General features: G+C 62.6%; 18 protein-coding genes and 1 tRNA gene. 8 read left to right on the top strand and 11 right to left on the bottom strand.

Features of this window, described 5'->3' with window-relative positions:
- Window positions 1–58 precede the first annotated feature (58 nt).
- Window positions 59–1,435, top strand: a complete 1,377-nt coding sequence (gene phoR / locus JAO85_RS21765; RefSeq protein ID WP_039048821.1) for a phosphate regulon sensor histidine kinase PhoR — start codon at window positions 59–61, stop codon at window positions 1,433–1,435.
- Here phoR and JAO85_RS21770 read toward each other — a convergent pair.
- The 3 genes from JAO85_RS21770 to JAO85_RS21780 form a co-directional block, all read right to left on the bottom strand.
- Window positions 1,432–2,805, bottom strand: coding sequence for an MATE family efflux transporter (locus JAO85_RS21770; protein WP_012839110.1), 1,374 nt, complete (start codon window positions 2,803–2,805; stop codon window positions 1,432–1,434). The genes phoR and JAO85_RS21770 overlap by 4 nt on opposite strands.
- Window positions 2,802–4,526, bottom strand: coding sequence for a hypothetical protein (locus tag JAO85_RS21775; protein ID WP_202789007.1), 1,725 nt, complete (start codon window positions 4,524–4,526; stop codon window positions 2,802–2,804). Before JAO85_RS21775 ends, JAO85_RS21770 begins: the two co-directional genes overlap by 4 nt.
- A gap of 176 nt (window positions 4,527–4,702) precedes the next feature.
- The gene (locus JAO85_RS21780) at window positions 4,703–4,948 is read right to left on the bottom strand and encodes a type B 50S ribosomal protein L31 (RefSeq protein WP_003053459.1); all 246 of its coding nucleotides are present in this window, start codon (window positions 4,946–4,948) and stop codon (window positions 4,703–4,705) included.
- 356 nt (window positions 4,949–5,304) lie between these two features.
- Here JAO85_RS21780 and JAO85_RS21785 point away from each other — a divergent pair, with 356 nt between their 5' ends.
- From JAO85_RS21785 to JAO85_RS21805, 5 genes are all read left to right on the top strand, one after another.
- Entirely contained in the window at window positions 5,305–7,008 is a 1,704-nt protein-coding gene (locus tag JAO85_RS21785; protein ID WP_202789008.1) for an alpha/beta hydrolase, read from the top strand.
- Window positions 7,009–7,095: 87 nt separating this feature from the next.
- Window positions 7,096–7,569 (top strand): phasin family protein, encoded by a 474-nt coding sequence (locus JAO85_RS21790; RefSeq protein WP_012839107.1) that lies wholly within the window; start codon window positions 7,096–7,098, stop codon window positions 7,567–7,569.
- Window positions 7,570–7,752: 183 nt separating this feature from the next.
- On the top strand, window positions 7,753–10,071 hold the full coding sequence (locus JAO85_RS21795) for a DUF3141 domain-containing protein (RefSeq protein ID WP_202789009.1): 2,319 nt from the start codon (window positions 7,753–7,755) through the stop codon (window positions 10,069–10,071).
- Window positions 10,068–11,189, top strand: coding sequence for a bifunctional enoyl-CoA hydratase/phosphate acetyltransferase (locus JAO85_RS21800; RefSeq protein ID WP_087863700.1), 1,122 nt, complete (start codon window positions 10,068–10,070; stop codon window positions 11,187–11,189). Before JAO85_RS21795 ends, JAO85_RS21800 begins: the two co-directional genes overlap by 4 nt.
- Window positions 11,190–11,260: 71 nt before the next feature.
- Complete coding sequence (locus tag JAO85_RS21805; RefSeq protein WP_229227425.1) at window positions 11,261–12,457, top strand: acetate/propionate family kinase; 1,197 nt, start codon at window positions 11,261–11,263, stop codon at window positions 12,455–12,457.
- A gap of 52 nt (window positions 12,458–12,509) precedes the next feature.
- Here JAO85_RS21805 and JAO85_RS21810 read toward each other — a convergent pair whose 3' ends face one another.
- From JAO85_RS21810 to trxA, 7 genes are all read right to left on the bottom strand, one after another.
- Window positions 12,510–12,800 (bottom strand): helix-hairpin-helix domain-containing protein, encoded by a 291-nt coding sequence (locus JAO85_RS21810; protein ID WP_202789011.1) that lies wholly within the window; start codon window positions 12,798–12,800, stop codon window positions 12,510–12,512.
- An 88-nt stretch (window positions 12,801–12,888) separates the two neighbouring features.
- Window positions 12,889–14,016 (bottom strand): ABC transporter permease, encoded by a 1,128-nt coding sequence (locus tag JAO85_RS21815; protein WP_012839101.1) that lies wholly within the window; start codon window positions 14,014–14,016, stop codon window positions 12,889–12,891.
- Between the two features lie 151 nt (window positions 14,017–14,167).
- Complete coding sequence (rbbA, locus tag JAO85_RS21820; RefSeq protein WP_202789012.1) at window positions 14,168–16,954, bottom strand: ribosome-associated ATPase/putative transporter RbbA; 2,787 nt, start codon at window positions 16,952–16,954, stop codon at window positions 14,168–14,170.
- A 20-nt stretch (window positions 16,955–16,974) separates the two neighbouring features.
- Window positions 16,975–18,054, bottom strand: coding sequence for an HlyD family secretion protein (locus JAO85_RS21825; protein ID WP_034362613.1), 1,080 nt, complete (start codon window positions 18,052–18,054; stop codon window positions 16,975–16,977).
- A gap of 11 nt (window positions 18,055–18,065) precedes the next feature.
- On the bottom strand, window positions 18,066–19,508 hold the full coding sequence (locus JAO85_RS21830; RefSeq protein WP_202789014.1) for an efflux transporter outer membrane subunit: 1,443 nt from the start codon (window positions 19,506–19,508) through the stop codon (window positions 18,066–18,068).
- Window positions 19,509–19,738: 230 nt separating this feature from the next.
- A complete protein-coding gene (gene rho / locus JAO85_RS21835) occupies window positions 19,739–21,001 on the bottom strand; it encodes a transcription termination factor Rho (RefSeq protein ID WP_012839098.1) in 1,263 nt (420 codons plus the stop codon).
- A gap of 285 nt (window positions 21,002–21,286) precedes the next feature.
- Entirely contained in the window at window positions 21,287–21,616 is a 330-nt protein-coding gene (trxA, locus tag JAO85_RS21840; RefSeq protein ID WP_003053480.1) for a thioredoxin TrxA, read from the bottom strand.
- 213 nt (window positions 21,617–21,829) lie between these two features.
- Between trxA and JAO85_RS21845 the strand changes: the two genes are divergently transcribed.
- On the top strand, window positions 21,830–23,116 hold the full coding sequence (locus JAO85_RS21845; protein WP_202789013.1) for a TIGR03862 family flavoprotein: 1,287 nt from the start codon (window positions 21,830–21,832) through the stop codon (window positions 23,114–23,116).
- A gap of 493 nt (window positions 23,117–23,609) precedes the next feature.
- The gene (locus JAO85_RS21850; RefSeq protein WP_003067300.1) at window positions 23,610–23,924 is read left to right on the top strand and encodes a hypothetical protein; all 315 of its coding nucleotides are present in this window, start codon (window positions 23,610–23,612) and stop codon (window positions 23,922–23,924) included.
- A gap of 45 nt (window positions 23,925–23,969) precedes the next feature.
- Here the strand turns inward: JAO85_RS21850 and JAO85_RS21855 are convergent.
- Window positions 23,970–24,045 (bottom strand) — tRNA-Asn (locus tag JAO85_RS21855).
- Window position 24,046: the final 1 nt, after the last annotated feature.

The following is a 24,046-nucleotide window of genomic DNA, read 5'->3' on the forward strand; positions in this document are numbered from 1 at the left end:
CTGGCTGGGTCGTCAAAAATCACAACTGAAAGCAAATATGGGGTGGCGTGGTTTTCGATTGTTGGCTTCTCAGGTCGCGGCAGCCATGGTGGTATGGCTGCTGTGGGCCTATCTCGTTGCACCCGGTGCGACGGTGCTGCAGCAATGCGTGGCGGCCATGACGGGCGCCTTGATCGGCGGCTGGATATGGTGGCTGGTGGACAGCTGGAATGGCGCGCGGCTGCTGCGCTGGCTGCGCCAGTCGGAGCTGGGCGCGGTGCCCAATCTGGCAGGGATCTGGGGCGAGGCCAGCGTGCGCATGCGCCGCTGGATTCGCCAGAGCGTGCAGCAGGTGCAGCAGGGCGACCAGCGGCTCAATGACATTCTGTCTGCCTTGCAGGCCAGTCCCAATGGTGTGGTCCTGCTCGATGCACAGGGCCGCATCGAATGGTGCAATCAGATTTCCGCCAAGCAGTTCGGCTTTGATGCCGAGCGCGATGTGCTGCAAAGCATCGGTAATCTGGTGCGAGATCCTCAGTTCAGTGCCTATTTTGCGGCGCAGGACTTCAGTCATGATCTGGTCATGCAGGGGCGCGAAAGCACACCTTCGCGGCCGGTCAAGCTGTCGGTGCAGCTCTACGGCTACGGTGAAGGGCGCAAGCTGCTGCTGGCGCGCGATGTGACGGCGCTGGAGCAGGCCGAGGCCATGCGCCGCGACTTCGTGGCCAATGTCTCGCACGAAATCCGCACGCCTCTGACCGTGCTGGCCGGTTTTGTCGAGACCCTGCAGAACCTGCCGCTCGAGGAAGACGAGCGCAGGCGCTATCTGGAGCTGATGGCCCAGCAGGCCGAGCGCATGCAGCATCTGGTGGAAGACTTGCTGACCTTGTCGCGTCTGGAGGGAAGCCCGCTGCCCAGCAACAATGACTGGGTGTCGGTGGCGCAACTGCTCAATCGCTGTGAGAACGAGGCTCGTGGCCTGTCCAATGCCTTGACGCGCAAGCAGGCCAAACCCCATGTGCTGAACTTTCCTGATGAGCAGGCGCTGCGGCAGGCCGGAGATCTGGCAGGCGCGAGTGCAGAGCTGCACAGTGCGTTTTCCAATCTGCTGGCCAATGCCATGCGCTACACGCCGGCTGGCGGGCAGATCGATGTGCGCTGGCAACTGCTGCCCGATGGATCGGCCCGCTTTGCCGTCAAGGACTCCGGCCCTGGCATCGACGAAAAGCATGTGTCGCGCCTGACGGAGCGCTTTTATCGCGTGGATCGCAGCCGCTCACGTGACACGGGCGGCACCGGCCTGGGGCTGGCCATCGTCAAGCATGTGCTGCAGCGGCATGGCGCAAGGCTCAGTATTGAGAGTGAGCTGGGCAAGGGTTCGGAATTCGCCGTCACCTTCCCGCCCAGCCGTGTGCGGGCAGTTGCTGAAGCGCCCGCCAAGGCACTTTCTCACTAGGAGGCTCCAGGCTGGGTCTGCGGCTTTGGAGGTCGTATGGCTCTGTGCAAAATGCTGCTGAAGGCCATGGCCGTGACAAACAGGGCTGCCGCGCTGCAAACCCAGAAGGGCATGGGCGTGGCCTGCCAGTCCAGCCAGCCTTCGGCTGCTTGCCATCGGTAGGTCAGCCAGTGGCCAAGGCCCAGGCCGCCGCCCCACAGCAGCAGGCAATAGATCACCAGAGGCGCCACGGTCACGCGATAGCAGCGCAGCACGAAAATGCAATAGGTCTGCACGCAGTCCGCCACATGGTATGCAGCCACGCAGATCAGCAGCCAGGACGTCATTGCCAGCACCCGCGGGGAGTCGGTGTAGATGTCTGCAATCCAGGTGCGAGCGATCAAGAGCGTAGCAGCTGTCGCAATACCGATGAGCAGAGCAAGCTTGAAACACTGTTGAATCAGTGTCCTGGCCTGGGCTTCGTCACCGGCGCCGCGCCAGTAGCTGACGCGGGCGCTGGTCGCAATGGCCAGAGACAGCGGCACCATATAGCAGATGGCGGCCAGATTGGCGGCGATCTGGTGGCTGGCGGACGAGAGCGAGCCCTGCCTTGCCACATACAGGGCCATGAGGGTGAAGGAGGTGACTTCCACCAGAATGGCCAGGCCTGCAGGAATGCCGAGGCGGCAGAAATGGCCCAGTTGCCGCCAGTCAGGGCGCTCCAGCTTCTGCCAAAGCGCCAGCGGAGCATAGAAATCCTGAGTGCGCATCAGCCACAGGGCCACGGCAAACATGGTGTAGTTGACCAGCAGCGTGGCCAGTGCGCAGCCCACTGCTCCCAGGGGCGCAAGCCCCAGCCCGCCAAAGGTGAACCAGATGGACAAGGGGATCTTGATCAGCAGCGAGATGAGTTGCAGCCAGGTGACCAGCTTGGGGTGGCCTAGCGCCTGGTTGAGCGCGCTGTAGATGCGAAACAGCAGCGCCGGTGGCAAGCCCCAGGCCAGTACGGCGAGATAGCGCTTGACCTCCAGTTGCAGTGCATCGGGCACATCAGTCCAGCGCAGCAGTGCGCCGGGCATGAGCAGCACCGCCATGCCGAGCACGCAGGCCAGCGCACACAGATACATGGACTGGCGCAGCGAATGACCTATGGCCAGGGGCTGACCGGCGCCGCGCTGCTCGGACCACAAGGGCAGAAGAGCCTGAAAAATGCCCATCAGCGAGGCATAGACGCTGATGAAAATGGCCGACCCTACGGAGAGGGCGGCCACGGCATCGTTGGAATAGCGGCTGGCCACGATGGTGTCGGTGGTGCCAAAGGCCATGACGGCCAGCTGCCCGGCCAGCACGGTGCCCGCATGCCGTCCTATGTACTGCAATTCGCCCTTCATGGGGCTTTGGGGCCGGTGTACTTGAGCAGTACCAGGACTTCCTTTTGGCCTGCCAGACGGGTGATGCGGCTGACTTCGCTCCAGCCCTGGCGCAGCTTGCGATTGTGATCGCCCGCCCAGCGGTCTGCGTCGACCAGCGCCCAGCCGCAGTCGCCGGGATTGCTGCGGCGCAATAGCGCCGTATCCACATGGGTGTAGTAGCGCACGGCCGCAATCTGCGAACGGCCCAGGCCGTAGGTCAGCACGCAGCTTGTGGCGCCGTTCTGCCTGAGTTCGCCGCCCAGCTGTGTCATCTGGAATTCATAGCTGCGAGCATGATCCAGCGGCTCCATCCAGAGTGTGGACAGCAGCACCCAGCTCAGTGTGGCGCCGCCGGCCGGAAGCACCAGGCTCTTCCAGATGGCTGCACGATTGCGCGAGGTGCGCCAGATCACCAGCACAAACCAGCCGGCAGTGGCGATCAACGCCACGATGACCGTGGGCCAGGAGATGCTGGCCTCGAATTGCGGAGCCAGACGCGCAATATTGGCGGCGATCTTGGGCGGGAATCCGGTCTGAAACGCCAGCCAGACCACCCAGATGGCAATCGCGGATGCCGTAAAGAACAGCAGCGTGAACCAGTCGATCAGCGCGCTGATGCTGCGGCGGAAAGTGGGCAGGGCGAAGGCGGCCAGGGTGGCGATGGCGGGAAGTCCCAGCAGCAGTGCCCGATCGGCCGGGGTGCTGCTCAGGCAGGCAGCCACCGGGACTGTGGCAAACAGCAGGGCGATGGACAGATGCGGGTTGTGGCCGGGGTAGGCAATCTGGCGGCGCCAGACCCACAGCGTCCACAAAGCCAGGGGCCAGGCAGGCCAGCAGAACCACAGCAGCAGTTGCAGCAGGGCATCCCAGTCCTTGAACGAGTCCACCAGATGCCAGACCCATTGATCCAGAGCCGTGGTCAGGCTTGCTGCGAGCACCGTGGCGGCCAGCCAGGCTGCGGCCCAGGCGCGGGCCTGACGGTGGGCGCGGCCGGGATTGTCGCCCCAACTGCGCTGTGTGAAGGCGATCACGCTGCCACCCAGTCCGAACAGCACGGAAAGAGTGGGGGCGCCGCTCAGGGCCAATCCCAGCAGGCCGAATAGCAGTGCCGCGGCTGACTTCCTGGGGTGATAGGCCATGGCCGCCGCTGCAAAAAACAGCAGTGCCGTGCAGCCCAGCTGCGTGACATAGCTGGTGGTTTCATGCGAGAGCTGCGCCAGGCCCAGGCAGGCAACCAGGGCCAGCAAAGCCGCATCGGCCATGGCGCGGGCATAGTCGATCAGCTGGGCTTCCCCGCCAAAGGCAAAGGCCACGGGCTGCGCCCCGGGGGTGCGTGCAAGGTAATAGGCTCCCCACCAGGTGGCGCCCAGGGTCACGATCAGCAAGGCGATGAAGGGCAGGCGCGCCGCCATCTCGGCGCCAAGCAGCCACTCGAAACCCTGCAAGGACAAGGCACCCAGCCAGTAGGGCAGCAGGCCGTCCATGCTGGGAGCCAGGCCCGAGAGCTTGGGGGCCAGCCAGTCGGTCTTGCCCAGCGCCAGCTCGCGCATATAGCCAAAGGCCTCCATATCGTTGGAGCGCCAGGGGCCACGCATGACAAAGCCGGGAATCACATAGGCCAGGCACAGCAAAAGCAGGGCCCAGCGCGGCAGGCGGCGTACAGCGCTTTGGGCAACAATGGCAGGTGTGGGCTGGTTCACGCAGTCAATCCGGTAGCGGCTGTGCGAATTTGCACGGCCAGATCAGGCGAAAGCGCTTGAAGTCAAAGCGCTTGGTGCTCCGATGATAGGAGCATTGGGATTCCGTGGGGCGGCACCCAAAAAAAGAAAAAGGCAGCACGGTTGCCCGGGCTGCCTTTTCAGCAAAAAAGTAAGAATTACTTCTTGCCGAAGCGGTTGCGGAACTTCTCCACGCGGCCACCCATGTTGTCCACCGACTTTTGTGTGCCAGTGTAGAAGGGGTGCGATTCAGAAGTGGTATCCAGCTTGAACAGAGGGTACTCTTTACCTTCGAAGTTTTCGGTTTCCTTGGTGGAAACGCAAGAACGTGTCACGAACTTGAAGCCGTTGGACATGTCAACGAACAGAACTTCGCGGTAATTGGGGTGAATGCCTTCTTTCATGATCTTTCCTTTGGTCAAGTGCGGGAGCCGCACCAGCCTGTCCGGTGTACTTTCCGCATAAAAGCTCTCCATTATTGCACACAATGGGAAAACAGTACCGCATGCGTCAGCAGGCGGCGGTGTGCGTTCAGCTTGCAAACCATGGCCGATAGCTTCGGCGGAAGGCCCGATCCAGGCAAGGCTGCGGAGTTCTTCTAGCTGCGGCAGCCCGGTGTTTGGAGCCGGCTTGCGCATGCCGGAGCGCTTCCGGCTGCGAGAGCTTGATGTGGCTCAACTCCCGGCAGGGCGTGACTAGGCAACAACTTCTGCAGCGCATAAGATGTTGCGTTATTGCCATGCAGCAAAAAGGGGCCGCTATGGTTGACCGCGAGGCCGAAGCTCAGTTCAGTTCCAGCCAGCAGCTTGATCAAGCTGTGCGTGCGATGTGGGCGCAGCAGTGGCTGTCGGTTTCCCCCGAGTCCCAATGGCAGGCCTGGATGGATTGGGCCGGCAATCTTGCCATCAGCCCGGGCAAGCGTCTGGATCTGGCAAGGCTGGCGCTGGAGGAATGGATCAGGCTTTGTTATGGCGGGCCACAGACGCAGGAGGCGGAGCGTCTCTTTCAGGCTCCTGAATGGAGGCAATGGCCGTTCAATGTCATCAGTGCGGGCTTTGCTGCTCAGCAGCGCTGGTGGCAGGCCGCCACCCAAGGTGTTCCGGGTGTTGAAAGACATCACGAGCGTCTGGTCGGGTTCTGGAGCAGGCAGTGGCTGGATATGCTTTCGCCCGCGAATTTTTTTGCCACCAACCCGATAGTTCTGGAACGTACCGTCAAAGAGGGCGGGGCGAATCTGGTGCGTGGCTTCCAGTACCTGATGGAAGATGTGCATGCGCAGCTGGCAAACAAGCCGCCTGCAGGCTGCGAGGGGTATCAGGTGGGGCGCGATGTGGCCGTCACCGCTGGCAAGGTGGTGCTGCGCAACCAGTTGATGGAGCTGATCCAGTACGCGCCGACAACCGACAAGGTCCATCCCGAGCCGGTATTGATCATGCCGGCCTGGATCATGAAGTACTACATCCTGGATCTTTCGCCACACAATTCGCTGATCAAGTATCTGGTCGATCAGGGGCATACGGTGTTCTGCGTCTCCTGGAAGAACCCTGATGCCGGCGATCGAGATCTGGGCATGGACGACTATATCGAGCTGGGCTGGCGCGCGGCGCTGGATGTCGTCACGGCCATCGTGCCGGGGCAGAAGGTGCATGCCGCAGGCTATTGTCTGGGCGGAACCTTGCTGGCCATTGCGGCAGCCGCGATGGCGCGCGATGGAGACGAGCGTCTGGCATCGATGACCTTGCTGGCCGCGCAGACCGATTTCACCGAACCCGGCGAGCTGGCGCTGTTCATCGACGAAGCGCAGGTCAGCCTGCTTGAGGCCCAGATGGCCCAGCAAGGCTATCTGCGCGCCGATCAGATGGCGGGCGCATTCCTGATGCTGCGCTCCCATGATCTGCTGTGGTCGCGCATGGTCAATCAATACCTGCTGGGCGAGCGGGCGCCGATGAGCGATCTCATGGCCTGGAATGCCGACGCCACGCGCATGCCTGCCAGGATGCACTCGCAATACCTGCGCCGTCTGTTTCTGAATAACGATCTCAGTGAAAGCCGCTATCCGGTCGATGGCAAGCCGGTCTCGCTTCTCAATCTGCAAGTGCCCATCTTCTGTGTGGGAACGCTCACCGATCATGTAGCGCCTTGGCAATCGGTATTCAAACTGCACCACCACACTGCGGCTGAAGTCACCTTTGTGCTGACGAGTGGCGGCCACAACGCCGGCATTGTCAGCGAGCCCGGTCATCCGCGACGCCGCTATCAGTTGCTCACTCGGGCTGTCGGCGCTCAGGACATTGTCACCCAACAGTGGCAGCAAGAGGCCGAGCAGAGCCAAGGCTCCTGGTGGCCGGCATGGGACGAGTGGCTCAAAAACAGATCCGGCACACCGATAGCTCCGCCGCGCATGGGCGGCACGAGCGGTGGGCCCTTGTATGACGCTCCGGGCCAGTACGTGCTCGGGCATTGAGTTTTCAAAAGCCGTTTGGTCACGGTGATATGCCGGACGGTCCGCCAGCCTCTCGATAGGCACCACCATCACCATAGGGAGAACGATATGAGCATTCAAGCGACCCCCCTGAATCTGTTCAAGGCCAATGCCGAGCTGCAACTGCGCATCGCTCAGCTTATGCGTGAAAGTGGCCATCGCTGGCTGGCAGCCGCGCAGCAGACCAGTGCTGCAGGCATCAGTGAAACCACGGCGGAACTGCAAAGCCTGCTGCGTGCCGAAGACTGGCAATCACTGGCCAGCCTGCCCGCCGAGGCTTTCATGCGCAGGCTCGAAGACCGCATGAGCGATGCCAAGAGCGCCAGCGATATCGCGATCAAGAACCAGCAGGCTTTTGCCAGCGGTCTGCAGCAGGCCCTGGAGGCCTGGCAAAAATCTGTGGCCGAGGCCCTGCGTGCCGACGGCGCGTCCAATCTGCCCGCTTTGCCACTGCAGGACATCTTCAAGCAATGGCTGTCGGCCTGGACGCCGGCAACTCAGGACCCCGCTCAGGCCAAGAGCGGCAAAGCGGCGCAGAAGTAGGCAACAGGCTGGCGCAGCTTCAGCTAAAGACGGTGGCGCTGCCGCCTGCGGGCCGGCTGGTCAGCTGGCCCTCCATTGCAAAAAATCCGATGTTTTCGGCGTTTTGTGGTGAACCATAAAGCGCTGGGAGCTATTGTTTTTGAATCTTCTTGAGCGAGAAGATTGTGACTTCGGGAGCACGACATGAGCAAACCCAGCGGGGCCGGTCCGTCGACCAACGGGTCTGTTGATCCTTTTGCGTGGTGGAGGGCTGCCGGGGCCTATGCGGTGGACGCCGCTCAACGTGCCGTGCTATATGCCGACATCGAGCGGCAGGTGGGCGACCAGTACCGGACCCAGCGTGAGGCCAGGATGCCGAACGTGCTGCATTTCCCCGCGGAACTCGTGATGTCGGGGCTGGACCTCCCAAGACCTGTCAACTATGGCCTGGTGCGCATTCAGGCGTCCGAAGACCGGCCTGCCGACCCCGCCAAGCGTCCATTCGTCGTGATAGATCCACGTGCCGGGCATGGCCCGGGCATTGGTGGCTTCAAGCCTCACAGCGAGATCGGTGCTGCGCTGGAGGCTGGTCACCCTTGCTACTTCGTCGGTTTTCTGCCTGATCCAGTACCTGGTCAGACGGTGGAAGATGTGATGCGTGCCGAGGCCGCGTTCATGCGTCGCGTGGCCGAGCTTCACCCCGAGAGTGAGGGCAAGCCGGCGGTCATCGGCAACTGCCAGGCGGGCTGGCAGATCCTGATGACGGCCGCTGTCTGGCCCGAGCTGTTCGGGCCCATCATTGTTGCCGGAGCGCCCCTGTCGTACTGGGCCGGTGACAATCCCATGCGTTATTCGGGCGGACTTCTCGGGGGCAGCTGGATGACGGCTCTGGCCAGCGATCTGGGTCACGGCCGCTTCGACGGCGCCCATCTGGTGCAGAACTTCGAGCAGCTCGATCCGGCCAACACGCTCTGGAGCAAGCAGTACAAGGTCTATGCGAATGTCGACACCGAAGCCGAGCGCTATATAGACTTCGAGAAATACTGGGGCGGCTATGTCTTCCTCAACGATGTGGAGATGCAGTACATCGTCGACAACCTGTTCATAGGCAACAGGCTGTCGACGGCCCAGTTGCTGACATCGGACGGGGTGCGCATCGATCTGCGCAATATCCGCTCGCCCATCCTCGTGTTCTGCTCCTATGGCGACAACATCACGCCGCCGGCCCAGGCTCTGGGCTGGATCACCGATTTGTACGCCAGCGACGACGACGTGCGCGGCCACGACCAGACCATCATCTTCAGCACGCACGACAGCATCGGGCATCTGGGCATCTTTGTTTCGGGTGCGGTCGGCAGCAAGCAGCACCGCAAGTTCGCCAGTGCCATCGAGCAGATCAATCTGCTGCCGGCAGGCATTTATCGCGCCAGCGTTGACGATGCCACGAAGCAGGAGCAAAAGCTGCTCCATGATCCTTATCTGCTGAGCATCCGTGCCAGCGGCATCGATGAGGTGCGCGATATCGTCAAGCCCGATCCCGAGTCCGATCGCCGTTTCGACGCAGCGGCCCGGGTATCCGACATCAACCTGGCTCTGTATCGCAGCATATGGCAACCCTGGGTGCGTGCGCTGAGCACTTCCCAATCGGCGCACTGGTTGCAGACCTTGCATCCCATGCGCCTGCAATTCGAGGCCTGGAGCAGCCAGCACCCGCTGGCTTGCCTGATACGCAGCAGCGCCGAATTCATACGCGGACATCGCCAGCCTGTGGATGAGGCCAATCCCTGGCTGCACATGCAGCAGCGGTGCTCGGCCGCACTGGATCGCGCTCTCGATGATTTCCGCGACCGGCGCGACCACATCTACGCCCTGTGGTTCGACATGCTCTATGGCTCGCCGCTCATGCAGGCGCTGGCTGGACATGCTTATGGCGAGAGCGCGGCAGTGCGCCAGCATCCTGGCTCCACTCCCGAGCATCTGGCGCTGATGGCGGGCAGGCAGCGACAGATCGAGAGCAGTGTGGATCAGGGCGGCGTGCTCGAAGCCACGCTGCGCGGCTTGCTGAGCGTGCTGTCCCGGCGTCGCGCTGTGGACGAGCGCTACTACCACCTGGCTGCGCAATTGCTGGAGCAGCAAGCGCCTGGGCGCTGGGGTCTGGCCGAGCTGCGAGCCGCCATCCGCGAGCAGACCCTGGTGATGAGGCAATGCGGCAGCGCCGCCATCGACGCCATTCCCGGCCTGCTGAAGAACACGCCTGCCGACACCATCCGCAAGGCCGGCGAAGCCATCACCCAGATGGCAGCCATCGATAAGGAGCCCGGCGCAGAGGAGGATGCCGTGAGACATGCCTTGCAGCAGGTGCAGGCCTTGTTCGAGCAGGCCGCACTGGCGCAGCAGCCCCGGATCCAGGAGCCTCTGGAGCTGGCGCCGGCTCCAGTGCAGACTCCTGCAGCTCCCCAGCGGGCTGCGGCTGCTGTGCGACGTAAACCGGCCGCACCACGCGGCAAGAAAGGAGTGCGATGAGTCAACCGAGCCCAGACATGACGCTGCAGCCGTTTGAGGGCATAAACGTCGGCGACAGCCTGCGCGTTACCGTTGCCTCCCGTGACGCGGGCACGCTGACGCTGCTCTGCGCCCACGATGCGCAGCCCCGGCAACCAGCCTCGCAGCAAGCGGTTTCCATGCCATCAGGCGGCGCAGCACAGCCGCTTGACGTTACCTCACATCACGGCCTGACCCGGCTGCTGGCGGCTGTCAAGGAACTGCCGCCGGTTCGCGTGGGGGTCGTCCATCCCTGCGATTCCACCAGCCTGTCCGCCGCGCTTGATGCGCATCGGCTGGGGCTGATCGAGCCGGTCCTGATCGCTCCGCGCGCCAGGCTCGAAGCGATTGCGCTGGCGCAGGGGTTCGAGCTGCAGGGCCTGCGTATCGAGGACGTGCCGCACAGTCATGCAGCCGCCGAGCGTGGTGCCAGACTTGCCGCCAGCGGCGAAGTCGAGGCACTGATGAAAGGCAGTCTGCACACCGACGAGCTGATGGCGGCTGTTGTTGCAAGCAGTGCCGGGTTGCGCACCAAGAGGCGTGTCAGCCATTGCTTTGTGTTGCAGACGGCCAGCTACCCACGCCCCTTCATCGTCACCGACGCTGCCATCAACCTGGCTCCCGATCTGTTGCAGAAGGCCGATATCGCGCGCAATGCCATCGAGCTGGCACAGGTTCTGGGTGTGGCAAGGCCCAGGCTCGCCATCCTCGCAGCCGTCGAGACGGTCAACCCCAACATGCCCGCGACACTGGATGCTGCTGCACTGTGCAAGATGGCCGACCGGGGCCAGATCACAGGGGGCGTGCTGGACGGACCGCTGGCTTTCGACAATGCAGTCTCCATCGAGGCCGCGCGTACCAAGGGCATCACTTCGCCAGTGGCCGGTCAGGCCGACATCCTGCTGGTGCCCGATCTGGAAAGCGGCAATATGCTGGCCAAGCAGCTCATGTACCTGGGCGGCGCTGCCAGCGCAGGCATCGTGCTTGGCGCCAAGGTGCCCATCGTGCTGACCAGCCGCGCGGATTCGCGCGAATCCCGCATTGCATCCTGTGCGATTGCGCTGCTGCTCGCACATCACTACCGGCAGACGCCGCCCTGAAATACATGGCCGATGGCACCGGACTGGCAAACGCTGCAGTCTCTGTCCCGTCGGCAGACAAAGGCCCTGGCATGAGCAATTCCGTCATCATCGTCCTGAACTGCGGCTCCTCGAGCATCAAGTTCGCCGTATTCGAGGCCGCTCACCCGCTGCCGCGCAAGCCTCTGTGGAATGGCAAGGTGCAGGGGATTGGCGGGCCCGGTCCCGACTTCGGAGAAACCGGCGTCCAGCCCTTTGCCATTGAACTGGACACAGAGCATCCGTATCGCGATGCGCTGCGCATCATCCGCGAGCGCATCACGGCTCGGCTCGAGGACCGGCCCGTGGCGGCGATCGCCCATCGGGTGGTGCATGGCGGCAGCAAGTATTTCGAGTCCACGCGCATCGATGCAGGCGTGCTGCGAGACTTGCGCAGCTATGTGCCGCTGGCACCGCTGCATCAGCCGTTTGCGCTGGAGGCCATCGAGATCCTGTTGCGCGAGCGGCCCGACATCGTGCAGATTGCCTGCTTTGATACCGGCTTTCATCACAGCCTGCCCAAGGTGGAGCAGATCCTGCCACTGCCCTACGAATGGTGGCAGCGCGGCGTGCGCCGCTATGGCTTTCACGGACTTTCGTATGCCTATATGGCGACCGCGCTGGCCGAGCGTCATGGCGACAGGGCCAGGGGCCGCACCATCGTCGCCCATCTGGGCAGCGGCGCCAGTCTGTGCGGCATGCAGCAGTTGCAAAGCGTGGCGACCACCATGGGCTTCTCGGCCCTGGACGGATTGATGATGGGCACCCGCACCGGGGCGTTGGACCCGGGGGCCGTGCTCTATCTGATGGAGATCGAAAAGCTGACGCTTCAAGAGGTAGGGCGTCTGCTCTATCACGACTCGGGGCTGCTGGGCGTGTCGGGCATCTCGTCCGAGCCGCGCGTGATCCTGCGCCATGTCCGGGATTCAGGTGAGGCTGGCGAGCGGGCGCGCATCGCGCTGGACCTCTTTGTACGCCGCATCGTGCGCGAGATCGGTTCTCTGGTCGCTGCGCTGGGCGGGCTGGACATGCTGGTGTTCACGGCGGGCATTGGCGAGCACAGCGAGGAGATTCGCGCCCGCGTCTGCGCCGATCTGGCATGGCTGGGCCTGGGGCTGGATGACCAGGCCAATGCAGCCCATGCACCGGTCATCTCATCCGCAGACAGCCGGGTACTGGTGGGGGTTGAACCCACGAATGAGGAGTGGGTGGCCGCTCGCGATACGGTGCGAATTCTCGCGGATTCATAGTCATCTTGATGCGCATCGAGTGACGGCCGGGCTTGAAACGCCATGCAGATATTCATGGCGGCACAGAGCTGAGGCTGGACGGTTGTGTGCCCGCTTCGCTCTCTTGCGCCGGACACTGCCTGGCCGCATCGATGCTTGCCTGGATGGCCGAGCGTGCCTGAGGGCTGTTCTTCCAGCAGCTGGAGCCGGTGAGGGCCGAGGCCTTGGCGACGATGTCCAGGGCGTTGGCCTGACGCAACTGCGCAAATGAGCCGTAGCCCAGGGATTCCAGCCGGCTCAGTACCGTTGGGCCCACGCCCTTGAGTGCAAGCAGGGATTGGCGTTCTTCAGTGGTGAATGGCATGGGCCGAGGCTTTGGGGTTGGAAGGAAAAAACTTTCAGCCGAAACCGGCGATACGCCCTCCATGGATGCTGCGGCGCCCGGCCAGAACTCAGGCCATGCTCGACAAGGTTTTTCTGAACCGCATCAACGACAGCCAGAACAGCACGGCGCCGATTCCCGCCAGCCACAGAAAGGGCTTCCACACGGTTTCTATGCCGGCGCCGCGATACAGAATCGCCTGACCCAGCTCCACAAAATGCGTGGTGGGAGCGAACAGCATCACATCCTGCACCAGCTGGGGCATGGATTCGCGGGGTGTCATGCCGCCAGACAGCAATTGCAGCGGCAGCAGCGTCAACACCATCAGCAGGCCGAACTGCGGCATGCTGCGCGCAACAGTGGCCAGAAAGATGCCCATGGCCGTGGTTGCGAACAGGCACAGGGCCGAGCCTGCCATGAACAGCAGCAGACTGCCTTCGATGGGCACCTTGAGCGCGCCGCGCACGACCAGATTGAGCGAGACACCTGCCGCCAGCAGCACCACGGCTCCCATGGACCAGACCTTGGCCAGCATGATCTCGGTCGGCGTCACGGGCATGACCAGCAGATGCTCGATGGTGCCATGCTCGCGCTCGCGGATCAGCGCCGCGCCCGTGAGGATGATGGAGAGCATGGTGACGTTGTTGATGATCTGCATCAGTCCGCCGAACCATATCTTGTTCAGTCCGGGGTTGAAGCGGGCGCGCAGCTCCAGGTCCACGGGCAGTGCGCTGGCTCCCCGGTGACGCTGCACGAACTCGTTGACTTCGGCCAGCACGATCTGCTGCACGTATCCGCTGCCGGAGAACGCCTGGCTCATGCGCGTGGCATCCACGTTCAGCTGCAGCTCGGCCTTTCTGCCGGCCAGCACATCGCGCTGGAAGTTGGGAGGAATGGTCAGCGAGAAGGTGAAGTCACCTGCATCCAGCCCGGGATCCACATGGCTGAAATCCACCATCTGCGGCGGCATGAACTGAGGCGGGTAGAACGCCGAGCTGATGCGTGCGGACAGCGGCGACTGGTCTTCGTCGACGATGGCAATCGGCGCCTTGTGCAGCGTATCGGGCATGGCCGTGGCCGCGGTGTACACCGAGGCCGTGAAGGTATAGACGATGAGCACCAGCATCACCGGATCGCGCCACAGGCTCCACAGTTCCTTGACGCCCAGGCGCCAGATATTCTTCAGGCTATGCCACATGGTGTTTCTCCGTCGCAACAACGAGGGGCGGCCGCTGCCAGGGCAGCGAGCAAGGGCCTAGGCGGCCCCGCCGCCCCGCAGCGAGGCTGTCGTCCCCCTCCCGCGTTAGCGAGAGAGGGGGAAGCTGCGCAGCAGCTCAGGGGGAGCTTCATCACTTCTCCTGCTTGGGCAGAGCCCAGATGGCCACGCCCATGATCACGGGAACGGCAATCAGCAGCGGCAGCAAGGTAGGCGCCAGATCGTGCAGGCCCAGCGCCTTGTTGAAGACGCCGCGGCTGATGGCGAACATATAGGTGGCCGGGTAGATCTCGCCGATCCAGCGACCGGCGCCTTCGAGCGAGGACACCGGATCGGTCAGCCCCGAGAACTGCGTGGCCGGAATCAAGGTGCCCAGCATGGCAAAGAACATGGCGGCAATCTGGCTGCTGGTGACGGCAGAGGCCAGCAGTCCCATGCCTGTGGCAATGACGCTGAAGAGCAGGGCGGCCATGACGAGCAGGGGAAAGCTGCCGGTCATGGGCACGCCGAACACGAATACCGCCATGGCACACATCAGAAAGAAGTTCAGCATGGCCAGCACCACATAAGGCAGCTGCTTGCCCAGCAGAAACTCGATGCGGGTCACGGGAGTGACGTACAGATTCACGATGGAGCCCAGCTCCTTTTCGCGCACCACGGCCAGGGCCGTGAGCATGGCGGGCAGCATCATCAGCAGCAGCGGAATCACGGCCGGCACCATGGCGGGCAGGCTTTTCACATCGGGGTTGTAGCGAAAGCGGGTTTCCAGGCTGACCTGGCTGCCCAGCTGCACGCCCAGTCGCTCGCGCGCCTGCTGCACCAGCCACAGCTGGTGCATGGCCTGGACATAGCCTTTGACGGTCTCGCCGCGCTGGGGCATGGCGCCGTCGAACCAGGCGCCCACGGCAACCTTCGAGCCGCGCAGCACATCACGGCCAAAACCGGGTGGTATCTCTATGGCCAGCGCCAGCTCGCCGCTCTTCATGCGCCGGTCCAGGTCCGCGTAGTCCTGGATGGGAGGCATTTCAATGAAATAGCGCGAGCCTGCGAGATTGTTCACATAGTTCTGGCTGATGGTGCTCTGGTCGCGGTCGAGCACGGCAAACTTCAGGTCTTCGACGTCCATGCTGATGCCGAAGCCGATCACCACCATCAGCACCAGCGAGCCCACCAGAGCCAGGGTGGCGCGCACGGGATCGCGCTGCAGCTCCAGCGACTCGCGCCACAGATAGCTCCACAAGCGTTGCAGGCTGAAGTCAGGGCCTTTGTGCGCGTCGGAAACAGGAGCTTGCTGCGCTTTATCTGTATTAGTATCAGATACTTTTGATGCTGAAGATAAGGCTGAGTCAGCGGTGGCAGCTTCTTTTTTGATATCAAGCACGGGCGCTGCCTCGCCCGAGGCCTCGACCAGATAGCCGATGAAGGCCTCCTCCAGTGTGGCCGCGCCGCGCTTGGCGGTCAGTGCTGCCGGCCTGTCGCTGTCCAGCACCTTGCCCGCATGCATCATGGACATGCGGTCGCAGCGCTCGGCTTCGTTCATGAAGTGCGTGGAGATGAAGATGGTCACGCGGTCGCGGCGCGAGAGCTCGATCAGCAAGCGCCAGAACTGATCGCGAGCCACGGGGTCCACGCCCGAGGTGGGCTCGTCGAGGATCAGCAGCTCCGGCTTGTGCACCATGGCCACGGCCAGAGACAGGCGCTGGCGCATGCCCAGCGGAATATTGCCGGGCAGCGTCTCGCGCACTTCGGTGAGGCCGAAGCGGGTGAGCATTTCCTCGACCCGCGCGGGGATCTCGGTCGGATCCACGTGGAAGAGTTCGGCGTGCAGCACCAGGTTCTGCAGCACGGTCAGCTCGCCGTAGAGCGAGAAGGCCTGCGACATATAGCCCACGCGCCGGCGCGTGGCCACATCATGCGGATCGATCTTCTTGCCAAACAGCCAGGCATCGCCCTCGCTGGCAGGCAGCAGCCCGGTCAGCATCTTCATGGTGGTCGATTTGCCGCATCCGTTGGAGCCCAGAAAGCCGAAGATCTCGCCACGACGAATGCGGAAATTCACGTGGTCCACGGCCACGAAATCGCCAAAGCGCATGGTGAGATCACGCGCCTCGATGGCGATGTCGTCATCGCTGGTCTGCAGCGGCGGGATCACCACGGCGGCATGGCCGCGCTTTTTTTCCTCGGGCAGCAGGGCGATGAAGGCGGCCTCCAGCGCCGGCATGCCGGTGCGCTCCAGCAACTCGGCGGGGGTGCCGGTGGCCAGAATCAGGCCATCATCCATGGCAGCCAGCCAATCGAAGCGCTGGGCCTCGTCCATATAGGCCGTGGCCACGATCACGCTCATCTGCGGGCGCTGGCCACGGATGCGGTTGATCAGATCCCAGAACTGCGCGCGCGCCAGCGGGTCCACGCCGGTCGTGGGCTCGTCCAGAATCAGCAGGTCGGGGTCGTGGATGAGGGCGCAGCACAGCGCCAGCTTCTGCTTCATGCCGCCCGAGAGCTTGCCGGCAGGGCGGGAGAGGAATTTCTGCAGTCCGGTGCTCTGGGTCAGATCGTCGATGCGCGCCCGGCGCTCGGCCGCGTCATGGCCGAAAAGGCGGCCGAAGAACTGCAGATTCTCTTCCACCGACAGTGTGGGGTAGAGGTTCTTGCCCAGGCCCTGAGGCATGTAGGCAATGCGGGGGCAGACGGCATCGCGGTGCTTTTTGCTGCGCATGTCGCCGCCAAGCACCTGTATCTCGCCGCCCTGCAGGGCGCGCGCGCCGGCAATCAAAGACAACAGGCTTGACTTGCCCACGCCGTCAGGGCCGATCAGGCCGACCATGATGCCTGCAGGAATCTCCAGGTTCAGTCCGCGCAGCGCCTGCGTCTTGCCGTAGGCGAGCGTCACATTGCTCAAGGTGGCTACATGCTGGGTCATGGCAAATGGGGACGCAACGTTCAAGAGGCCGAAGCGTCGCCGGTGCGCAGTTCCAGCTTGGCCGGCCATTCGCGCTCTTTATCGAGCTTGATCCAGGCCACGCCGGGCAGGCCTGTCTTGACTTGAGTCAGGTGCTTTTGCAGCAGATCCGGTGCAATACGTGCCTTGACGCGGAACATCAGCTTCTGTCTTTCGCTGGCCGTCTCCACGGTCTTGGGTGTGAATTGGGCGGTGCTGGCGACAAAGGACACCTGAGCCGGAATCACATATTGCGGAGCCGCATCCAGCACGATGCGCACCTCGGTGCCAAGGGCCACTCGGCCTGCCACGGTCTCGGGCAGGAAGAAGCTGATGTAGACGTCCGAGACATCCACCATGTTCAGCACCTTGCCGCCTGCGCCGATCACCTCGCCGGGCTGGGCCAGCCGGTATTGCACGCGGCCATCGCGCGGGGCGGTGAGTTCGCTGTCCTTCACATCGGCATCGATGCGCTGGACGGTGGCGGCAGCGGCCGTCACCGCCGATTCCGCACCTATGGTCTGGGCCTTGGCTGCGTCGATGGCCGCCTTGGCGGCCGTGGCCTGGGCCTGGGCGGCCTTGAGCGCGGCCTGGGCGCCACGCACGCGGGCCCGGTCGTCGTCCAGCTCCTGCTCCGATGAAGCACCTTCGCGCGCCAGGGTCTCGGAGCGCTTGACGCGGCGCAGCGCTGCATCCAGCTCGGCTTCGCGCTGGGCCACCGTGGCCATGGTGGCAGCGTACTGGCTTTCGCGTAGCGCGATTTCGGCACGCGCCGAGGTCACTGCATGAGAGGCGCGCTCGCGGCCCGCAATGGCTTCGCGCTGCTGGGCCTGCAGGCTCTCGATCTGCATGCGCGCCAGTGGCTGACCGGCTTTCACGAACTCGCCTTCCTGCACCAGGATTTCTGCGATGCGGCCGGCGTATTTGGTGGCGACGTCGATTTCGGTGGCTTCGATGCGGCCGTTGCCGCTGACCAGGCCTTCGGATGCCTGTGCGCTGCGCCATTGCTGCCAGCCATAGGCGCCCAGGGCGGCGGCGGCAACGATGAGCGCGGCGATGGTCAATTTCTTGTTCATGGACATGGATTCGCAGGTCAAGGTTGGAGGGCTGCAGGGCTGGGGGTGCTGCTCTGGCCTTGAGCAAAGTAGCCTCCACCCAAAGCCGCATAGAGAGCGACCTGGGTGGACAACAGGGCCTCGCGGCCCTGAACCAGTTGCTGCTCGGCACTCAGCAGGTCGCGTTCGGCATCCAGCACATCGAGATAGGGCGAGGCCCCCTGGTCATAGCGCAGCCGGGCCAGTCGGGCGCGTTCCTTGAGTGCAGCGCGCTGCTCGGTCAGCACCACGAGCTGCTGCTCGAGCATGGTGCGGCTGGACAGCGCGTCCAGCACTTCGCGCATTGCTGTCTCTATGGTTTTTTCGTACTGGACGATCGCCATGTTCTGTCGCACGGCCTGCAGATTCAGGTTGGCCTGGCGCTGGCCGCCGTCAAAGATCGGCAGCGAGATCGTGGGAGCAAACTGCCAGGCACGGCTGCCGCTTCTGAACAGGCCGTCGAGTTCGGCGCTGGCCGTGCCCCAGCTGCCGGTCAGCGCGATACGGGGCAGAAACGCGGCACGTGCGGCGGCCACATTGGCCTTGGCCGCCTGCAGCCCGTACTCGGCGGCAATGATGTCGGGGCGCTGTGTCAGCAGATCGGACGGCAGGCCTTCGGGAATGGGTTTCAGGATCACGGCGGTGGAGCTGCTTTGCGGCAAGCGGTCTGCATCCATCCCCGTGAGCTGCTGCAGTGCATTGGCCTGCAGCGCGCGTTGCTGTGCCAGCTGGGTTCCTATGGCCTTGGCCTGGTGAACCAGAGTCTGTACCTGCGTGAGCGCATAGCGAGAGGTGGAGCCCACCTCGGTGCGGCGCTTGAAGATGCGCAGCGATTCCTCTCGGCTGGCAATCGTGCGCTGGGTCAGGGCCAGGCGCTCATCCAGACTGCGCAGAGCCAGATAATTCAGTGCGACCTGCTTGACGAGACTGGATTGAACCGCATGCTGCGTGGCATCCAGCGCCAGATAATTGCCCAAAGCAGCCTCGCTGAGACTTTTGACACGGCCCCAAAGATCGAGTTCCCAGCTGTTGAGGCCGACAAAGACTTGCTGATCGCCGGCGACGACGGAGCGGCCGCTGGCGTTGAGGTCGGCGGGAACACGTGCTCTGCCATGACTGCTGCCCAGGCCGATCGTCGGCAGTCGCGCAGCACTCTGTATGTCATAGGCAGCCTGGGCCTCCTGCACACGCAGCAATGCAAGGCGCTGGTCCTGATTGTGGGCAAGAGCTGCGCGAATCAGTTCCTGCAGATTTTGGTCAAGGTAGAAGTCTTGCCAGGCAATCGATGCCGTATTTGCTGGCGCAGCGTTCTCTTGTTTTTTTGTCCACTCCTGAGGCCACTTGTCCGGCAGCTTGGCCTGGGCCTGTGGCTGCAGCATCGGCACCGTCGGGCTGCAGGCTGCCAGCGCTGTCAGCAATGTGGCTGCTGCCAGCAGGCGCATCGGTGTGGTGTTGTAGGGTGGTGTGCGATTTGCTGAAGGGGCCATGAATGCAGAACCTGCGACTTGAAAGCTTTTGGCTTCCGGTTATCGCAAGATTTGTATAGATGTGTATCCCTAGTATTGGGGGGCGGCTCGCAATTCAGTTTGAGCTAGGTCAAGCAATGGAGTCAAGCGCCAGAAACAACAAAGCCCCGCGAGGCGGGGCTTTGTTGTTTCGGTGCACGAAGGGCTTAGCCGCCGCGACGCATCATGTCGAAGAACTCCACATTGTTCTTGGTGGCCTTCATGTTCTTGATCATGAGTTCCATGGACTCGATCTCGTCCATGTTGTACATGAACTGACGCAGGATGCGGGTCTTCTGCAGGATCTCGGGAGGCAGCAGCAACTCTTCACGGCGGGTGCCGCTCTTGTTGAGCTCGATGGCCGGGAAGACGCGCTTCTCGTAGAGGCGACGATTCAGGTGCAGTTCGCTGTTGCCCGTGCCCTTGAATTCTTCAAAGATCACTTCGTCCATGCGGCTGCCGGTGTCGACCAGTGCAGTGGCGATGATGGTCAGGGAGCCACCTTCTTCCACATTGCGGGCGGCGCCGAAGAAGCGCTTGGGGCGCTGCAGGGCGTTGGAGTCCACACCGCCGGACAGCACCTTGCCCGACGAGGGCACGACGTTGTTGTAGGCGCGGGCCAGACGGGTGATGGAGTCCAGCAGGATGACCACATCCTTGCCCAGTTCCACCAGGCGCTTGGCGCGCTCGATCACCATTTCGGCGACATGCACGTGGCGGGTGGCAGGCTCGTCGAAGGTGGAGGCAATGATTTCGCCCTTGACCGAGCGCTGCATTTCCGTCACTTCTTCGGGGCGCTCGTCCACCAGCAGCACCATCAGGTGCACATCGGGGTGATTGGCGGTGATGGCGTGCGCAATGCTCTGCATCATCATGGTCTTGCCGCTCTTGGGCGGTGCCACGATCAGCGCGCGCTGGCCGCGGCCGATGGGGGCGATGATGTCGATGATGCGGCCGGTGATGTTCTCTTCGCCCTTGATGTCGCGCTCCAGGCGCATCTGTTCCTTGGGGAACAGAGGGGTCAGGTTTTCAAACAGCACCTTGTGCTTGTTTTGCTCGGGCGAATTGCCATTGACCTTGTCGAGCTTGGTCAGTGCGAAGTAGCGCTCGCCATCCTTGGGGATGCGCACTTCGCCTTCGATCATGTCGCCGGTGTGCAGGTTGAAGCGGCGCACCTGGCTGGGCGAGATGTAGATATCGTCGGTGCTGGCGGTGTAGCTGGTATCGGGGCTACGCAGAAAGCCGAAGCCATCGGGCAGGATTTCCAGCACGCCGTCGGCAAAGACCTGTTCACCGGCCTTGGCGCGCTTTTTGATGATGGCGAACATCAGTTCCTGCTTGCGCATGCGACCGACGTTTTCGATCTCAAGCGCTTCGGCCTGCTTCAAGACTTCAGACACGTGCAGTGCCTTGAGTTCATTAAGGTGCATGAAATGACTCCAAGCGTGGAGTGAGAATAACCAGGGGGGGAGGCGTAGAGCCTAACGAGACACTGTGAAAGTGGGCAGGCTTGCCTGAAGAAAATCCAGCGCGGTCCCATGCGGTGGCCGGCGGTTCATACATTATGACAGGAAAACTGGCGCAGCTTGCAAGCAATTTATCGAGGACTTGTCATCTGCAACCTGTGCCGGGTCTGTAGCAGATGCAAATGGGGGTGGGCAGCGGGTGCCCAGAAGCAAACAGAGCTCCATTGGGAGCTCTGTTTGTTGATTGCATCAGATGTGCTGGTCGAGGAAGGCGGACAGTTGCGTCTTGTTCAGCGCGCCAACCTTGGTGGCGGCCAGCTGGCCGTCCTTGAACAACATCAGTGTGGGAATGCCGCGAATGCCGAACTTGGCAGGGATCTCACGGTTTTCGTCCACATTCATCTTGGCGATCTGCACCTTGCCTTTGTAGCCTTCGGCCACATCGTCCAAGATGGGGGCGATCATCTTGCAAGGGCCGCACCATTCAGCCCAGTAATCCACCAGCACGGTCGTGCCGGGTTGCAGTACGTCAGACTCAAAGCTTGCATCCGTGATGTGCTTGATCAATTCGCTGGCCATTTGTAGTCCTGGATTTTCTTGAATCAAAAAGGTAGGCGGTCTATTCGCCTAGTGAGTTGATTGTGACAGAAACTCATCTCCCGCCACGGTGTGTGGCTGGTTGTTTGCAGCTATCACGCTAATAGTGCCCGCAATATTGCAGAAATGCCGTCGGTGGTATTCTGCGCACCCTTTGGCGGCCGGTGGCTGCCGGCAGATTGAGGTGGTAGAAGTATGAGTGTCTCGGAGCCCTTGATGGCCGATTCCGAATGGGTCTGTGATGTGGCAGTGATCGGTGCCGGGCCTGCAGGCTTGATGGCGGCCGAGCAATTGGCAAAGGCCGGCTTGTCGGTCAGAGTGTTCGAGGCGAAAGCCTCGGCGGCTCGCAAATTCCTCATGGCCGGCAAAGGCGGCCTCAATCTTACGCACTCCGAGGAGTTTTCGAGCTTTGTCACTCGCTATGGCTGCCGCTCTGCAGATTTGACTCCCTGGCTCGAAAAGTGGGGTGCGAGCGAGCTTCAGGCCTGGGTCAAAGAGCTGGGCTTTGATACCTTTGTGGGGTCATCCGGAAGAGTGTTTCCTGCGGATATGAAGGCAGCGCCGCTGCTGCGTGCCTGGCTGGTGCGTATGAAGTCGCTGGGCGTGCAGTTTCATATGCGTCACCGCTGGGTCGGCTGGGCAGAGGATGGCAAGCCGGTTCTCCAGACAGAAAGTGCCAGGGTCAAGATTGGCTGCAAGGCTTTGGTACTGGCGACGGGCGGCGGCAGCTGGGCGCGTCTGGGCTCGGACGGCGCTTGGGTTTCGCTGCTGCAGGACAGGGGGGTGGGCATTGCCCCGCTGCAGGCGGCCAACTGTGGCTTTGATGTGGGTTGGTTGCAAGGGCGTGAAGCCGGCTGGAGCGAGGTCTTTGCTCAGCGCTTTGCCGGGCAGCCGTTCAAGTCGGTGGTTTTGAAGTTTGCGGACCAGCAAGGTGCCGGCTTTGAGCGTCAGGGTGAATTTGTTGCGACGCAGACCGGGGTGGAGGGGAGTCTGATCTATGCTGTCTCCTCCCTGTTGCGGGACTGCATTGCCCGCCAGGGCGCTGCGCGCTTCGAGCTGGATCTGTTGCCGCAGTGGAGTGCGGAGCGTGTGCAGCAGGAGGTGATGCGGCCGCGCGGCTCGCGCAGTCTCAGCAGTCATCTCAAAGGGCGTCTGGGGCTTGATGGCATCAAGGCGGGTTTGCTGTATGAGGTGCTTGGCAAGGATGGCATGGCAGACATGAAGCGCCTGGCATCCACGATCAAGGCGGTGCCTTTGACGGTGATCGCGCCGCGCCCCATCGATGAGGCCATCAGCACTGCAGGCGGAGTTCGTCTGGAGGCTCTGGATGCGCGGGGGATGTGTGCCGCTCTGCCTGGCGTCTTCTGTGCAGGAGAAATGCTGGACTGGGAGGCCCCCACGGGCGGTTATCTGCTCACGGCCTGTATGTCCTCTGGTGTTCATGTGGCCGAAGGGGTGCTGAGCTTCCTGCAGGACAACTGACTCGCGAGCTTGTGCTTGTCTGCGGGGCGAGGGACGCAGCATTGAACTCTGGGGCGATCCCGTCTTGATGGCGGGTGTTCTTGCCTGCCGCAGCCCATGGGCGGGCTGGGGTTGGCAGCAGGTGGGCATTGCTATTGCTATTTGGGCAGGCGGCGGTCGGCATCGAGCTGGGCCCCGGAGCATGGCTGCCATGAAGATCCTCAATCCGAGGGGAAGGTCCTTGCCCGCCGGGCAATGCAGGGGCTACCGGAAATACCCGAACAATGTGTCTGATTGACTCTTGAGTTGGGCTTTGTGACAGGATGGCAGTGTCTCAAGCCCTGTCTGGCGCCGGCTTTGGGTAGGCGGCCGCAAGTGGCGGGCGCCCCTCCTACGAGGCGAACTCTTGCTGTGGGACAGATGTCTTGAACCGGAGACATTACGCTGGCAACATTGCTCCATCGGTTGAGGAGTCGTGACGGATTTGCGTTGTTACCGGAAAAGGAGGTTGGACATGTTTTTCGGCAAGATCTTCGGTTTTGGACGTTCCGAACCGCGCTATATCCGCCGTACGCGTGCCTATCTGCAAGAGGCGCGCATGGCTGTTCTGGAGCACACTATCGCGGCGGAGTACTACCAGTCCTCCGCTCAGATGTACGCCGAACGTGCTGCCCGACTGGAAGATGAATTGCGAGCCTGGGAGCAGGGCGAGCAGCATATTCCCGTGGTGCCGCATCACTATCCCTATGTCCCTCACTCTGCACACAAGGCCGTCGCCGTGGATGCGCCGCCCGTGGGTGCTTCGGTGGGCGTGGTGAGAGCTGCCTGAGCAGATAAAAGAAAAAGCCTGTATGAATGCATACAGGCTTTTGAATGGCTCCTCAACCTGGGCTCGAACCAGGGACCTACGGATTAACAGTCCGGCGCTCTACCGACTGAGCTATTGAGGAA

The organism is Comamonas sp. NyZ500, from assembly GCF_016772095.1.
In the GTDB taxonomy this organism is placed as follows: Bacteria; Pseudomonadota; Gammaproteobacteria; order Burkholderiales; family Burkholderiaceae_C; genus Comamonas; species Comamonas thiooxydans.